Here is a 15340-nt window from a genome sequence, read left to right on the forward strand (position 1 = left end):
TCACAATCAGATACACTATGTATCTATTTTGTTGAAATTAACAAAATTTGAGGCAAAAGTCCCTGGTCTTTTCTCCCTCTAGTTCTTCACAAAACTTGCTACATAATGTATAATCTAGTCGTACGTTAAGCAACACGATTCGACAACCGATTCACTGCGGCATATTGTTGGATTTTGGAGGGAAATAACCATGATTAAGATCGGGGATAGGATCGCTCTTCTTCGAGAAAAATTCAAGCTGACACAGGAAGAACTTTCCAAGAAGATCGACATTTCCCGCGCTTCGCTGTCACATTACGAGAAAAATCGACGAGAGCCGGATTACGATACCATCGTCAAATTGGCGGATCTGTTCAAGGTCTCTTTGGACTATATGACGGGGAGGACGGAAGACCCGCAACGAACTTTAGACCCGGATATCCGTTCGTTCGTCGATCAACTGGAATTGTCGGACCAGCAAATCCTGGAACGCTTTCAATTGACGGTAGACGGGAAGAAACTGACGCCCGATGAGGCCCGCCGGTTTATCGCCTTCGTCAGAGCGGAGCGAGAAACCAGATGACGGCTCTTACCGCGGCTTCCGCGGCTTCTTGGTAACGAACACCCGCACGTCCTGAGCTGGTATGTTGCTTAACGCTCTTGAAACGTTTATTAACCCTATGGGATGGGAATGCTTAGCAATGGGACTGCAGCTTCGCGGGGGCTTCCGTCTTAGCTGCCCGATCGCGATCAACCTTCGATGTTTAAGCTCCATTTACAATACTTATTGTATCACAAATCGGATACATTTCGTAACTATTTAATTGAAATTTGATTTATTTTTGACTTTTTTTAAAATAAGCGGGCAAAAATCAAGGTTGCGTTCTTCACAAACTTCGATACGTAATGTATAATTTAGTTAATGTAATGAAGGTCCGCAGATCCCCCCCTGTTCTATATAGCTTACGAACCGTAATTTTGTTTAATCGGGAAACGCATTCAAAGCCATGAATTCAACCCTACGGTTAACGGCAGCTCGAACCATCATCGGGTAGAAGCAACGGGAACATGGCATGCGGTTCGGAAGACTTGCGTGTAGGTGCTGCGTACCTTATAACCTCTATCTTAACAAGATACAACTTTATACCGATCGGGGTGAACACCATTGGGGCAAATTGGAAATCGTATCGCCGCATTAAGGGAGAAGCAAGCCTTGACTCAAGAAGAGTTGTCAATCAAGCTGGACATTTCCCGCGCGTCGCTTTCGCACTACGAGAAAAATCGCAGGGAACCCGACTATGATACGTTGGTGAAAATAGCGAATTACTTTAAAGTATCCATCGATTATTTACTCGGCCGCACGCAAGATCCGGAAATGGTTTTGGATGCTGACGTTCGGCAATTTGTAGATAGCCTTGAACTTTCCGACGAACGCATCATGCAGCAATTTTTGCTCACGATAGACGGGAAACAGCTGACGGCTGAGGAGGCGAAGCGGTTTATCGCTTTTGTTCGAGCAGAGCGGTCGTTATAACATTTTTTGTTGGGGGGAACTATTTCCATAGTTTCCCCTATCTTCATGCAAGTATGCTTTACTTAGGAAAATCCCCACCTCTGCCATAAATCATTAATCCCTTGGGTCCATTCTTAGAAATATAAAGTCGTCTATCATATGAATATTGCTGTACTTACCAGTGCTTGCACTAAAGCCAAATCCATCATATTTGGAGTCGTAATTTATTTTTTTAGAAATTATGTCTTTACCATCTAAATCAATTTGAATATTTCCTTTAACGGTTGTTATAGTTACTTGATGCCACAAGTTATCCTCTGTTTTTACCGTCTCGTAGATAGCTAACTTTTGTTCAATGCCTTTCTCTACTAAGGCAATATAATTTTCAACTGGATCGCGAAGTTCCGGGTTGTAAAAAGAATCGAAAACGACACCGTATTCACTTTCATTAGGCTCAAAACCAAGATAGCCACCTAATGGAAAAATCTCCAGGCTATGTACCCCAAATAAGAAAGCGATTCCATCACCTCCTGACCCCCCTCCTATTTTATATCTAAAAGACACTCTCCAATTTTCTCCAAGACTTAATTTCGATTTAACAGCTCCGAATACAAAAGTTTCATTCTTAGTAAGAATCAGACTGCCTGCCTCTAGACCTGCTTTTCCATAATAAACCCAGTTCCCGGAATCAGTCTCGAATGAATCCAGGAAAATATGCTCACTTTCGGCCAAATACGTTTCTTTAGATCCAGTAAAAGTACTCTGTTCCGGTGACGAATTTGGGTTGCGGTTGCGAGGTTCTGCCAGATATTTATTATTCGTTGCTACAGAAGTTAATATGACCGTAAGCAACACCACAGTAATGGCTGTTTTTTTGTGCCTCTGCTTCAACTCAGTCTCCCCCTGCACCTCTCGACATGCTGATGTTAAACGAGTGCGTAATACTTCGGACTTGATCTGAAGGAATCCTGAGATATTCGAATAGCGCACCTACTTCAAGATATATGGTTGAATCCTTGGATAACTTCATACACGCGCATAATATCTCAAATTCTACGTTCAAATATTTCGAAAGATACTTGTAAATGTTGATATTATGCGTAACCACTTCTTGACACTGCTCACACAAGAAGTGAATCGTATAATTACATCCGTCAACGTCCTTTGAATCGACTACAAAATTCACGATTACCTTTAACGGCACTCCGCAATCACAAACCATTTTTACCAAACCCCTGTGTGAAGCCTGTTATTATATTGCATTATTGTGTAGATAGCTTTATTATTTCATGCCAATCTTTGCTTAATTCAAAAGTATCCTCAAGGTCTGTTCCTTGCTGAACTTCAACATATTCAATTTTTGTGATCGCATGAACGCTGTGCCTGGTTCCGCGGGGAATCCGAATCGTATCACCCGGTTGAAGCTTCATGATTTTCTCGTCAATGATCATCTCCCCAGTTCCGGAGATTACCGTCATCACTTCATCATGATTGCGGTGCAGTTGATAACTCAAAAACCTGTTTTCAGAAATGCTTACTCTTCTAATCAATGTCCTCTGTCCATCTGCATCTGTCGCGTAGTCCAGTACTTTAAAGTTACCCCACAGTTTTTCCTCGTACATAGGAGGTTGATTAATGGACTCAATAATGTTTTTTATTTTCGGTGTTGAAGATTTACTTGCAACGAGTATACCGTCCGGACTAGCAGCAACGATCACATCCGACAGATCCAACACCGTTACTGGAATGTTAAGCTCATTAATAATATGTGTATCTTGGCAATCATCCGTCAAGATGCCTTGACCCAAAATGGAAGTGCTCATTTCCTCCGTTAACGTGTTCCAAGTTCCAAGGTCTTTCCAAACTCCATCATAAGGCATCATAGAAATATGCGTCGTTTTCTCAACAACTTCATAATCAAAACTTATTTTTTCTAATTTACCATATTGTTTCTTTAACTCTTCATATTGTAGCGGAACTCCCTTTTGAATTAATAAATTAATGATAAAATCAAGCTTGAAAGCAAAAATGCCACAATTCCAAAGAGCAGATCTCTTGATCAATTCAGCTGCTGCAGCTTGACTCGGCTTCTCATGAAAAGATCCTACTTTGGTGTATAAAGCATCTTCATTCCCAGTCCGGCAAACATCCGGTACGATATAACCGTACTTTTCCGACGGGAAGGTCGGTTTAACTCCCATTAAAGCAAGATCGGATCCGGATTGTTCCAATACCGTTTCAAGATCTTTAATCTTTTCGAAGAACGCATCTTCAACATAAGGATCTACAGGCAGTATGACAACCGTCTCATCCAATCCTATGCTTTCCACGGAGTACAAATATACCGCGGCAAGCGCGATAGCAGGAAATGTATCGCGGCGCTCCGGTTCGATAATTAATGGAACTAGCTCTCCCACTTGGCTTTGCATAATTTCCTTTTGCGATTGTCCTGTTGCAATGTATGCGGAATTGGTAATTCCGGAATTCCCCATTTGTCGCCATACCCGATCAACCATCGATTCCAAATTGCCTTGATCGTCGCGTAATACCTTCAAGAATTGTTTCGATCTGATGTCATTGGAAAGAGGCCACAAACGTTTGCCTGAACCGCCAGATAACAGAATGAACTTCATAACAAAGCACCCTCTAACTCAAATTTTTTATATTTCACTGTTTCATTCAAGATCGAATCGACTTGATCTGCGACTTTGTTCCATGTGTATCCCGCCAGCACATGATCGCGGCATATTTCTGCTGAAGGCCAGTCGTTTCGTTCCCTTAACAATCGAATTAAACCGGAGGCTATCGCCCCGGAGCTTATATCGTCAAACAAAAAACGTTTGTCAAAGGCGCTTAATATCTCTTTATTTCCACCAATTGGAGTCGCAGCAACAGGAACGCCGCTGGCTAACGATTCGATAGTGATCAAACCAAATCCCTCCAAGGCTTGAGTAGGAACAACAAACAGATCTGCACTTTGGTAATAGAGCGTAATCTGATCTTCAGGAACATAACCCAGCAATCTAACGTGATTCTCCAATCCGTATTCCATTATTTTTTGTGATAATTCTTCGGCTAGAGGTCCCCTGCCTCCAATGAAAAGTACTCCGTTAGGAACAGTATGGATTACTTCCTTCCAAGCTTCTACCAATTGCACAAGGCCCATGCGCCGCATGAGCCTTCTAACGGTTAACACGATCACACTGTCACGGGGGATGTTCAGTTGTTCTCGGATCATGTTTTTCATCAAGTTATCAGTAACCGGTTTATACTTCATGACGTCGGTCGCACCCGGAACAATTTTGATTTTCTCATTAGGTACATTAAATTCCTCATGCAGAATGTCTTTGAAATACTGGCTCAGTACGATGAAACGATCACCTAACCGATATACGCTCTCTTCAATTTTCCTGGCCATCGCTACTTTGAGTCGAGCAACCGAACTGTGGGATTCTATACTGCGTTCGTTAGCCCATGGTCCGTGAAAGGAGATGACTATAGGTATTCGGCGTTGCTTCGCTTCTAGGGCGGGCCCTAGCGCATAGGGAGAAAAATGGGAATATAATAAATGAATGGGCTTAGCCTTCATTATTTCTGAAGCTTTTCTCTTAAAATCCCGCTGCCTTAGCAGCATGGCCTTATCAGGACTTGTAGCCTGAATAATGCGCAGCCTGTTATGGTTCTGAGGCTTCTCCGGACTGCTAATTAAAGCGTCGATCTCATGAACCTCCGAGAGTTTATTGCATATCGACCGAAAATAAGTGTTTAATCCACCCGCTTGATAAGTAGGCCATCCCATACCCGTCGCGAGTATATTCATTCTAGACATCGGTATCAACCTGCCTTTTGTTCAACATGACCTGTCTTTTGGACTCGAATCAATTCATAAAGTTTAATTTGACATAAGTATTCATAATACGCCCATAACATGGCAATAGTGAGTCCGGCTAACCCTTTTCGAAACAATCCTTGAAGAACATATTTTTGCCCGAACCGAAGAATAGGTCTGGTTAGCAAACGTAATAGGCTGAAATTTTTATTCGATGACACTGCTTTTTCCGCCTCAAGTTCTGTATAGCGGTTAAAACGGTTCACGTGATCAGCAATGCTTCGATATCCGTCATGCCATAATACCCCTGGTAAGCTACCTACTTTCAATCCTTCCGTTTCAGGACCTTCATGAACGGGAGTCACTCGAATCTTCGACTTTCGTTTGTTGTACAGACGCGTTAAATATTCGCCGCGGCTCAACCAAGTCCCCATGAAATTTCCAATTCGATACATGTTATACACATCAGCCTCAGAAGCCGCACCCTTTTTCCAATTCAGAAGTGAACCATTTAATTCACTATCAACGAATTCATCTGTATCGATGAAGAATATCCAGTCGTGCTCTGCATGGGTTGCGGCGAAATTTCGCTGCTCCGCATAGCCCGGCCATGGATTCAGGTATACTTTGCAACCAAGGCTCTCAGCAATTTCTCTTGTAGCGTCTGTACTCCCGCCGTCAACCACCACGATTTCATCAGCAAACCCTTTACATGACTCTATCGCTTTGCGAATTCTGCTTTGTTCATTTTGAGCTATGATCGTTACTGATATTTTCTTTGTGTCTGACTCTATACGATCCATCGTTACACCCCTTTCTGAGGCATCTCCAGATTTTTTCTTCTTGTAAATTTCCCCCAAAACCATACGATATCCGCTTTAACGGGAAAGAGCATCGGCATGCTTACCTTTAAACTTAGTGGAAATTGTATCATGATGAGAAGAAAGCGCGTCATAGTCGCCGTAAACAGTGCGAAGGCTGCTCCTGTAATGCCGAACTTGGGTACCCAAACAACCAATAACGGAAGACTAACGCATAATCCGATGCACTGCAGAACCGCCACACGTCCGGGTTTCCCTATAGCCATAAAAGTTTGTGCCAAAACCGCGACTGCACCGCTCATGACAGTTTCCAGCAAGAGAATCCACAGTATGGTTGTAGATTGTTCATACTTGGAACCGTATAGAAAAATTAATGCCATTGGAGCTATAGCCATCATTATTAGAGCGATAAACAGAGTACCGCTGAATGCAATGCGAAATACTTTTTTCGTCAAGCCAATAATTTCAGATTTCTCCAAACCTGCCGCTTTTGGTAGAAGCACAAGGGTAATGGAGCTCTGAAAAATACCTGCCATTTTAGCTAAGCTTAACGCCACTAAATATAATCCTAACTCGGCCGGTTTCATGATGCGGATTAAAACAAGCTGATCCATAAAAAAGGTCAGAGTGGCAACAACATCGATCAGGTAGGAGGAAAGTCCATACGTAAGTAGCCTCTTCATCGTGCTTCTCCACCCGTTTATCGATCGTTTATACCTTTTATACAGTAAATAAACCGTGTAGACCCCGATCGGAACATTTGGAATGAAATAGCAAAGTGCAGAGTAAAAAGGATTTAAATACCCGGTAACAGCGAGTATTGCCAACATGATCAATGTTACTGCAACCGGCAAATACCTTCTTCTGTTAAGTCCTTTAAAGTCTTCCTCTCCCTGCAAAACAGCGTTTAAAAAGTTGGTGTACAGCACACTGGGCGCAAAAAACATCAACAACTGCGCCATAAATATCGTTTCCGCCGAATAGGCATGCAGCCAAAGAGGAATCAACACTATACCTGCGCCTGTAACAAGCAGACCGATCAACAAATTCATCAAGCAAGCAGCGTTGAAGAAACCTCCCTTTTCAGAAGAGAATTTCTTCATGTTATAGATGACGGAGCTGTGCAGCCCTAGCGTAACTAATTGGCCCAATAGCGATGGCCACAGCATCATCGCAGATTGTTCTCCTCTACCTTCCGGCCCTAAATATCTAGCACAAATGATCCCCGTCCCAAGGTTCAAGAGTACAATAACCATGCTTATTGCCGTTGTACGAATCGTATTCGATAAACTCGATTTCGCTTGAAATCGAGTCCTCACGGTAGCTAGAAAAGACATTAACTTAAATCTCCTTTAGATACATCCAGTTCTCGATATCCATAATTGCCTACACCCAGAGCAACGATAAACCAGATCATGACACCGAAGGCCGAGGCGTAACTATTTGCAAATAGTAAATTTACAATGGAGGCCAGCATAACGGAAATCGATAAACGGTTGAATTCGAGATTCGTCTTCTGCTGTGCTTTCTCCAACCAAAGTGTCTTCGCCAAGTGACAAAGAGCATACAAAATAATAGGGGTCCCGATCACTCCGAATGTCAGCATAATGGTGCCGATTCCACTATCGAAAATTCCCGTCTCCGCACTGAGATTCCCGCTGTTTTGCAGTTTTGTAGCCATACCTATGCTCCCTAAACCCATGCCTTCTATATTACTGAAAAGCATAGGGAGTAACTGTTTAGTCAGGCTTAATCGGTCATTAAAGGATTCGTCTCCTTGGATTTCACCAAATGTTTCAAACCGCTGCAGTAAGATTTGGCCCTGTGGTAAAACCAATAATATGAAGTAGACAAGACTGAAAAACAAGAGAAGCACGAACAGCTTTTTGAATCTGTTCCCATGATTTGAAATGATTATATAAATGAGAATCGTAACGAATCCAAACATCCAAGCGGCCCTGACCAGCGTAATGATACTGCCGATAACTGCAAGCAGAACACCTATCCACCCCCAAAGCTTCCTCCATCTGGCATCTACGATCATAATCGCAGCCGCCAGCGATAAGAAAACACCGGCGGGACCGGGGGAATTCAAAGTTGAGAATACTCTTACCTCAAAGGGCTCGGATTTTCCGATGGACGCCATGTCTACACCATCCATCCAAAACACATCCCAAGGTGGTAATATGGTGTACTGGATAATGCCATACAAAGCAACCACAAGCGCCAAATTTACAAATTGTAGAATCCAAAAGTGCTTCAAATCATCCGTAGGTTTTTTAGCAAAAATATAAGCTAGCCAAAGGAGAGGACCTACAATATTCGCCAGGTCGTATAGGCTTGAGCTGCCATTTCGAAATAAACCTATAACTAAAGCATACCCTAGAGCACAGCCCCACAAAATTAAAAACTTCTTAATTGATGTATCGAGCGACTTATAGTGCTGCATCAAGGGGTAAACAAGAAACATACTTACAACAATCGGAGTTAAGCTAATGAAGGACATCGAATGATACTCGTTTGTTGACCAATCATACAATCTACGAATTTCAGGGGTAAAGACCCATATGGCCAAGTTGTAAGGAAGCAGCCATTTAGAATCTACCAAAGCCAACAATAAAGAAGGAATCGCAATGACCGCAACGATGGAAAGTTCGAGCATCGTGCCCCCTAATCTGCTGCCGACAACGTAGCCGATAAATGCGGCGATAATCCATGACACAAGTAAACTAAGCAAAATTTTGACTTCACTTGTATGGTAGACTCTGAATAGAGAATATCTTTTCAACTTATACGGACTCCCATCATCATCCTGACCGGAAGGATGCTAGAATTAAACTGTTAATTTCCGTACCAAGCCAATGTCAAATCTTTCTTTGGCTCGCAACATTCGGTTATGAAATTCATGCTTAAAGCGTTCTTCATTAAAAGCCTCTGCGTGTTCCTTGATTGCGACAGGATTCCATTCATTGGACTCGTTATCCCGAACCGCCTGAATAAGTGAATCAGGCGTTTGCCGATCGAAAAAAAGCCCATTCGTTCCATGAGATATCGTATCCAGGGCTCCGCCTGCTTTATAAGCGATGACGGGGCGACCGGCAGCGTTTACTTCAAGCGGGGTAATACCGAAATCTTCTTCCCCGGGAAAAATAAATGCACGGCATCTCGACATCAACCTGGAAACTTCGTTATCTTCCAAACGCCCCAAAAATTGAATGTTTGGGTTGGCCATGGACTTTAAACGCCCCAAGTCGGGTCCGCCCCCGACGATGAGAAGCTTCTGCCCGTTTCGATTGAAGGCTTCCACAACCAGATCAATTCTTTTGTAAGGAACAAGGCGTGAAACAACCAAGTAAGAGTCTTCTACTTGATTGGAAATGGAGAAGCGCTCCGTATTCACCGGTGGAAAGATGACCTGCGCATCAATGCCATAACATGACTTAATCCTCTGCCTCACGACATTCGAATTAGCCACATATTCGTCTACCCGGTCGGCCGTTTTCATATCCCAATTTTTCAGATATTTAACATAATATCTTAAGGTTTTCTTTACAAGCGGTGAATAAGTTTCCCTTGCTATATAGGATTCAAAATCCCATGCAAACCGCATTGGAGTATGACAATAGCAGAAATGAAACGTTGAAGGGGGAACTTTGATTCCTTTTACAAAAGCGAAGCTCGATGAAATAACGACGTCGAACTCGCTCAATTCAAGCTGCTGTAAAGCGATGGGATATAAGGGAAGCAGCTTCTTAAAGTTCGTCTCGATCCCCGGTATTCGCTGCAGCCACGTCGTTCGAATGTCCGCGTCCTTCAACTCCTCCATCATTTTGCCCGGGTTACTTGCCAGCGTATAAATAGGAGCTTCCGGGTACATTTGATGCAGAACGGCAAGAACTCTTTCCGCCCCTCCCATTTGCGTTAATAAATCATGAACCAGAGCGATTTTCAAACTGAAAGCCTCCTTAAATTTTAAGTCTTCCGCTTATCACCTGGGGATAAAAAGAGGTGATCGTCTCCACTGTTTGCTCGATAAGGAATAGCTCTTGGACCCTTTTCATGGCCAATTCTCCCATTTCTTTTCGCGCATCAGGGTGGTCTATCATCCACTGAATAGCCATAACCAACGGAACTGATTCTCCCGGAGGAATAAGGAGCCCTGTCTGCTCGTGAACAACAATTTCCTTTGGACCGCCTGCATCGGATGCGATGACGGGAAGCCCGACGGCCATCCCTTCCACAATCACCTGACCGAAAGGCTCGGGAACGATAGACGTATGAACGAGAAGATCGGCCTGACTCATCAAATCCGTAATATTATTAACATGACCTAACATTGTGACGTTGGTTAATTTATACTTTTCTATGTAGTTCAGCAGCTCATTTTTATATTGTTCATCCGCATTGAATAACGCATCACCAGCAATCCAAAATTGAACGTTTAGATCAGAGAACGATCTCGCAGCCTCAAGCAGCACATGCTGTCCTTTCCAGTCTGCAATCCGGCCTACCAGCAATACGGTAAAATCATATTCGTCCTTGATCGCTCTCTGGCTTTGTCTGCCGATTTTTCCAAAGTACGAAGGGTAGGCAACCGTCTTCATCTTCCTCCGAGATTCTTGTAAATTCAACGTATCCATCGTTGCTTTGGAATTCGCGATGACTCCGTCCGGCAAATGCTTCACAAGTAATCTCATAATAAAAGCGACGATCTTACGTATGTAAGGAGCTTCAATGATGTCGTGGATATGCCAAATGAGTGGAATTCCCGCCCATTTTGCCGCGACTGCTCCATAAATGGCCGACTTCAAAGAATTCGTATGAACGCAAACCACTTTCTCTTCCCGCAACAGGCGTCCTACTTCTTTACCGTATCTATACATTTTGATGGCAGACGTTATGACTTGAGGACTCAGGTTATTACGATTGCGGTTGCGCACCGCCTCGTCTAAATACAAGATGCAGACCTTATGTCCCCTTTCACGCAAACGATCCGCCAAAGGACCTTCCTCAGCCAAAACGACCAAAGGCTCAACCGTTTGATCCATATTTGTTATCAAGTTATAGAGTGCCACTTCTCCCCCGCTCCATCGGGCGGTATGGTCTAAATAAGCCACTCGATACATATCTTCGGTAACCTCCTTTCTACAGTCCGTATGAATTATTGTGCCTTCTGCTTGACAACGTTGGGATAAAATTCGCTAATGCGTTTGACCGTCGAATCGATCAGGAAATTTTCACGAACCCGCGAAATCGCCTTTTCCCCCATACGCGCCCTCTCCTCGGGATGGTCAATCATCCATTGTATGGCATCCCGTAAAATTTCAGCATCGCCTGGGGGAATTAGTAGTCCGGTCACATCACGCAGCACGATCTCCCGCGGACCTCCCAAGTCGGAAGCAATGACGGGTAAGCCGCTCGCCATGCCTTCGACAATCACTTGACCGAAAGGCTCCGGCATGATCGACGTGTGAACCAATAGATCCGCTTTCTGCAATAAAGCCGGAATATGGTCCACATGACCCAGCATCGAAACATTCGTTAAATCGTTATCTTTAATTTGTTTATCCAAGCGTAGCTTGTATTCGTCATTACCAAAGATGGCGTCACCTGCTATCCAAAATTGTATTTCTGAATTATTTTTGAATCGTGCCGCCGCCTCCAGAAGAATGTGTTGTCCTTTCCATTCGTCAAGCCTGCCGACTAACAAAACGATGAACTGCTTTTTATTCCATTCCGCATCCGTGCCTTTTGCGATGGGCCCGTTATACGAGGAATAAGCTACCAAGGTATGAATATCTCGGTAGCTGGAAAGATGTAAAGAGGCCATTGTAGAATTCGAGTTGGCAATGATTCCGTTCGGAAGCAGTCTAGCCATCAATCGGATAAACTTGGCTATCGTCGGTCTCAAATACGGCGCAGCGATATTATCACGAATATGCCAAACTAGAGGGAGATTGGCACTTTTTGCGGCAATTGCTCCATATATTGCAGATTTTAATGAATTGGTATGTATACAAGCGACATTTTCTTTTCGTAATAATTTCCCGAGCTTCAACCCATACTGAAAAAATTCAAAAATGGAAAAGAACATTTGGAAATCAATTTTATTACGATTACGGTTTCGAGTCTTCTCTCTTAATTTATGGATTCGTACGTCCACTCCCTTTTCCAGCAACTTGTCCGCGAGTAATCCTTCTTCCGCCAGGATGACTAACGGCTCAATTTCCTGGTCCAGATTTGTGAGCAAATTATATAACGCAATCTCCCCCCCGCTCCATCTAGCGGTATGATCTAAATAGGCAACTCGTAGCATGATTTACTCCATCCTTTCCCTGCTCCTGACTCCTCAATCCTATCAAGACACTTATTTCGTATTTCCTTCTCTAATTCGAATTTGGCGAAACAACCAATTCAAATCGTCTCTGGTTATTAGTAAACTCGGGATATTCGTCTTCAGCACCCATTTATATTGGCTAATTACAAACAAGAAACGGACACAAGTTGCCGCTAACAGTGAAATTCCCGTAAACAACAAACCGTATTTAGGGACTAGAAGAACCATAAGCAGGACACTAATGAAAAGACCAATCACTTGTTGGATGGATGAAATTTCCGGTTTTCCGACGGACATGAACGCTTGCGACAAAATCAAGGTTCCCCCGCTGATTACAACTTCAAATAGTAGAATACGAAAAACCGCGATTGCCGGCTGATACTGATGTCCGTACAGTAAGCTTAGAACAAATGGACCGATGAACATGAAAACGACGGCCACCGTGCATGTAATAAATGAACTAATCCGGAACACTTTCTTCACCAGGATGATCGCCTGTTCTGTATCTAGTTCCGATGCTTTTGGGAAAAGTACCATCACAAGAGAAGCATGTATGATATTAACGACCCTGGATAAACTCAAAGCAACCAAGTAAAGGCCTAGACTTGCTGGGTTTAATAACAAAATAACAATCACCTGATCCATGTAAATATACATCGTGCCCATGACGTCAACGCCTGCTGAGCGAATTCCGTAGTGCAAAATGGACTTCAATGAAAAGGTTAGTTTCTTTATCTCCGGAAGATAGGACCGAACCATACGCAACGTAAGAAGGATGGTGATCGGAACAGTCGGCAGCGCATAGGCGAAAGCACCTGTAAAAGGGTCTAATTTATGGAAATTCAAAAGCAAAATCAGCACTACCAACGTTCCTAAGTGAGGGAGTAATCTTAAACTATTAAAAAGCTTGAATTCCTCACGCGCTTGTAAGGTTGCATTATTCGTATATTCAATCAACAGCACGGGTACCGTCAGCATGAGCCATTGGGAAACGAGCACCATTTCACTTGAATAACTGTTCAGAATACTTGGCAGGAGCAGTGCGCCCGTCCCCGCCCCGACTAGGCCGACTCCCAAACAAACCATTTTGGCCGTTATGTAAAGCGAAGCGGTCTCTTGCGGATGCTTCTTCAGATTGTATAGAAGTGCGGAGGGCATACCAAGCATCAATAAGTTTGCAAAGATAGTAGGCCACAGCAACATGGCCGACGACTCACCTTTCCCCTCAGGGCCTAGATATCTCGCTGTTATTATCCCAGTGATTAAGTTAAGCAGAAAGATGAGCATCGTGACCGTTACAGTCCGTATTGAATTGGCCGTACTGTCTCTCCTTGTAAGAATGCCCTTTAGGAATGAAAGAGCACTTTGAAAGTCTAAGCCTCTACGTAACAAGGAAATGAGTGGATTCATTTTGTCTCCTCACTTAACACGTATACTGTTTTTAGGTTCCATGCCCAAGGCGACAAAAAACCAAATGATATAACCACCTACACCTGCAAAACGGTTCTCGAACATCAAATAACAAATACCGCTAATCATTGCGCACAGCGCCAATCTTATATAAGTTCGATCTGTATCAGAATGTTTTGTAATCGTCGAAGCCAGATATTTCATAAAACCGTACAGTGCACCCAAGATGGCAATTCCCCCAAAGAAACCGAAGGTTAAAAGTATTGCAAAAAATCCGTTATCAAAATTTCCGTACTGTCCCAGTTGACCGCCATTCTCAAGTTTAGTGCCTGTTCCTACACTTCCCAGACCTGAACCGAAAGGATTTCCCAGCAATTCCGGAATCATACTTGCAGTAAATTGAAGACGATCGTTATACGAATAATCGTCCCCTAAGTTACTCAGCGTCTCCAACCGTTCGATTAAATACTCGCCACCTGGAATAACCGGCAGCGATATGATACCCAAACCTGCTACTACCATTATAAGCAAAATACCTTGAATGCCCTTTTTAATACTGCTAAGAGCGAAATACAGGACAATACCAATAAGCATTGTTACCCAGGCTGCTCTGACAAGTGTGGTGATCAAACCGAAAGTGACAATAAGCACGCCGCTCCAACCGAGGACTCCTCTCCATTTCTTATCTACTAGCATGGCAATTAATGCTGCTGAAATAAACATGGCAGCCGGGCCTGGGGAATTTAAAGAAGAAAACACCCGAATTTGGTAGGGCTCTGGCAGTCCGTTAGAAAACATGTCTACTTCATTCATCCAGAATGTGTCCCAGGGAGGAGCAAAAAAGAACTGTACGGCACCATATATGGATACTAAAACGGCTATTCCTACAAAAGAAACAATCCATAATTTACGCTCTGCTTGTGTAAATGAACGAACGATACAATAAATAAGCAATAAAAATGGAACTAAATAGTTAGCAAAATCAAACAAACTCGCTGTTCCGTTTTTAACGATACCGACAATAAGCCCGTAACCCAGTGCGACTAGAAACCAACATAATGGTTTTTTTATTGTAAGAGGGAACCGCCATTTTATTCTTAGTAAGGGTAAGATGACGAATAGCGTCGTCAGCAGTGGAACTACGCTAAACAATGACACGGATTGGTACTCTTCATGATACCACTCGAATACTCTACGGATCTCCGGCGTTACCGCCCAAACGAATGTAATGTAAGGGAGCAGCCACTTCGAATCCGTCTCGGCAAGCAGAATGGCCGGAAAAATCAGTAATACGATAAAGGTCAATTGGATAGCCAATACATTATCCACCATAGAACAAAAGAGGCCGATACCTATGGAGCCCATAAGCATCAGCCACAACATAAACGGAGTTTGTAATAAATTGAACGTTCTTAATACCGTTTTCATAGTCTTCCTTTGTACTTTTATAA

The 15340-nt window shown here is 43.2% G+C and carries 13 protein-coding genes; 2 read left to right on the plus strand and 11 right to left on the minus strand.

Annotated features, from left to right (window positions below):
• Window positions 1–190: 190 nt before the first annotated feature.
• Together FKP33_RS12085 and FKP33_RS12090 are read left to right on the plus strand one after the other, a co-directional pair.
• A complete protein-coding gene (locus FKP33_RS12085) occupies window positions 191–562 on the plus strand; it encodes a helix-turn-helix domain-containing protein (protein WP_054796061.1) in 372 nt (123 codons plus the stop codon).
• Window positions 563–1144: 582 nt separating this feature from the next.
• Entirely contained in the window at window positions 1145–1513 is a 369-nt protein-coding gene (locus FKP33_RS12090; protein WP_127608299.1) for a helix-turn-helix domain-containing protein, read from the plus strand.
• Between the two features lie 93 nt (window positions 1514–1606).
• Here FKP33_RS12090 and FKP33_RS12095 read toward each other — a convergent pair whose 3' ends face one another.
• From FKP33_RS12095 to FKP33_RS12145, 11 genes are all read right to left on the minus strand, one after another.
• On the minus strand, window positions 1607–2383 hold the full coding sequence (locus FKP33_RS12095; protein WP_181410128.1) for an L-type lectin family protein: 777 nt from the start codon (window positions 2381–2383) through the stop codon (window positions 1607–1609).
• Window positions 2384–2754: 371 nt separating this feature from the next.
• Window positions 2755–4125 (minus strand): sugar phosphate nucleotidyltransferase, encoded by a 1371-nt coding sequence (locus FKP33_RS12100; RefSeq protein ID WP_127608301.1) that lies wholly within the window; start codon window positions 4123–4125, stop codon window positions 2755–2757.
• Entirely contained in the window at window positions 4122–5321 is a 1200-nt protein-coding gene (locus FKP33_RS12105; RefSeq protein WP_141335188.1) for a glycosyltransferase family 4 protein, read from the minus strand. The genes FKP33_RS12100 and FKP33_RS12105 overlap by 4 nt, the downstream gene beginning before the upstream one ends.
• 5 nt (window positions 5322–5326) lie before the next feature.
• Complete coding sequence (locus FKP33_RS12110) at window positions 5327–6124, minus strand: glycosyltransferase family 2 protein (protein ID WP_127608303.1); 798 nt, start codon at window positions 6122–6124, stop codon at window positions 5327–5329.
• A gap of 2 nt (window positions 6125–6126) precedes the next feature.
• Window positions 6127–7479 carry an oligosaccharide flippase family protein gene (locus FKP33_RS12115; RefSeq protein ID WP_141335190.1) on the minus strand — a complete coding sequence of 451 codons (1353 nt, stop codon included), beginning with the start codon at window positions 7477–7479 and terminating at the stop codon, window positions 6127–6129.
• Window positions 7479–8930 (minus strand): hypothetical protein, encoded by a 1452-nt coding sequence (locus FKP33_RS12120; protein ID WP_181410129.1) that lies wholly within the window; start codon window positions 8928–8930, stop codon window positions 7479–7481. Before FKP33_RS12120 ends, FKP33_RS12115 begins: the two co-directional genes overlap by 1 nt.
• A gap of 45 nt (window positions 8931–8975) precedes the next feature.
• The gene (locus FKP33_RS12125; protein WP_141335193.1) at window positions 8976–10094 is read right to left on the minus strand and encodes a glycosyltransferase; all 1119 of its coding nucleotides are present in this window, start codon (window positions 10092–10094) and stop codon (window positions 8976–8978) included.
• A gap of 13 nt (window positions 10095–10107) precedes the next feature.
• Entirely contained in the window at window positions 10108–11268 is a 1161-nt protein-coding gene (locus tag FKP33_RS12130) for a glycosyltransferase family 4 protein (protein ID WP_141335194.1), read from the minus strand.
• 35 nt (window positions 11269–11303) lie between these two features.
• A complete protein-coding gene (locus FKP33_RS12135) occupies window positions 11304–12458 on the minus strand; it encodes a glycosyltransferase family 4 protein (protein ID WP_127608308.1) in 1155 nt (384 codons plus the stop codon).
• Window positions 12459–12509: 51 nt separating this feature from the next.
• On the minus strand, window positions 12510–13889 hold the full coding sequence (locus FKP33_RS12140) for an oligosaccharide flippase family protein (RefSeq protein WP_141335196.1): 1380 nt from the start codon (window positions 13887–13889) through the stop codon (window positions 12510–12512).
• Between the two features lie 9 nt (window positions 13890–13898).
• On the minus strand, window positions 13899–15317 hold the full coding sequence (locus FKP33_RS12145) for an O-antigen ligase family protein (protein ID WP_141335198.1): 1419 nt from the start codon (window positions 15315–15317) through the stop codon (window positions 13899–13901).
• Between the last annotated feature and the right edge of the window lie 23 nt (window positions 15318–15340).

This window comes from Paenibacillus sp. tmac-D7, assembly GCF_006519665.1.
Lineage (GTDB): Bacteria > Bacillota > Bacilli > Paenibacillales > NBRC-103111 > Paenibacillus_G > Paenibacillus_G validus.

What these genes read in the sequence shown, in the direction of transcription:
- FKP33_RS12085 (WP_054796061.1), top strand. Translation starts at nt 191, where the DNA reads ATGATTAAGATCGGGGATAGGATCGCTCTTCTTCGAGAAAAATTCAAG.
- FKP33_RS12100 (WP_127608301.1), bottom strand. Translation starts at nt 4,125, where the DNA reads ATGAAGTTCATTCTGTTATCTGGCGGTTCAGGCAAACGTTTGTGGCCT.
- FKP33_RS12105 (WP_141335188.1), bottom strand. Translation starts at nt 5,321, where the DNA reads ATGTCTAGAATGAATATACTCGCGACGGGTATGGGATGGCCTACTTAT.
- FKP33_RS12110 (WP_127608303.1), bottom strand. Translation starts at nt 6,124, where the DNA reads ATGGATCGTATAGAGTCAGACACAAAGAAAATATCAGTAACGATCATA.
- FKP33_RS12115 (WP_141335190.1), bottom strand. Translation starts at nt 7,479, where the DNA reads ATGTCTTTTCTAGCTACCGTGAGGACTCGATTTCAAGCGAAATCGAGT.
- FKP33_RS12130 (WP_141335194.1), bottom strand. Translation starts at nt 11,268, where the DNA reads ATGTATCGAGTGGCTTATTTAGACCATACCGCCCGATGGAGCGGGGGA.
- FKP33_RS12135 (WP_127608308.1), bottom strand. Translation starts at nt 12,458, where the DNA reads ATGCTACGAGTTGCCTATTTAGATCATACCGCTAGATGGAGCGGGGGG.
- FKP33_RS12140 (WP_141335196.1), bottom strand. Translation starts at nt 13,889, where the DNA reads ATGAATCCACTCATTTCCTTGTTACGTAGAGGCTTAGACTTTCAAAGT.
- FKP33_RS12145 (WP_141335198.1), bottom strand. Translation starts at nt 15,317, where the DNA reads ATGAAAACGGTATTAAGAACGTTCAATTTATTACAAACTCCGTTTATG.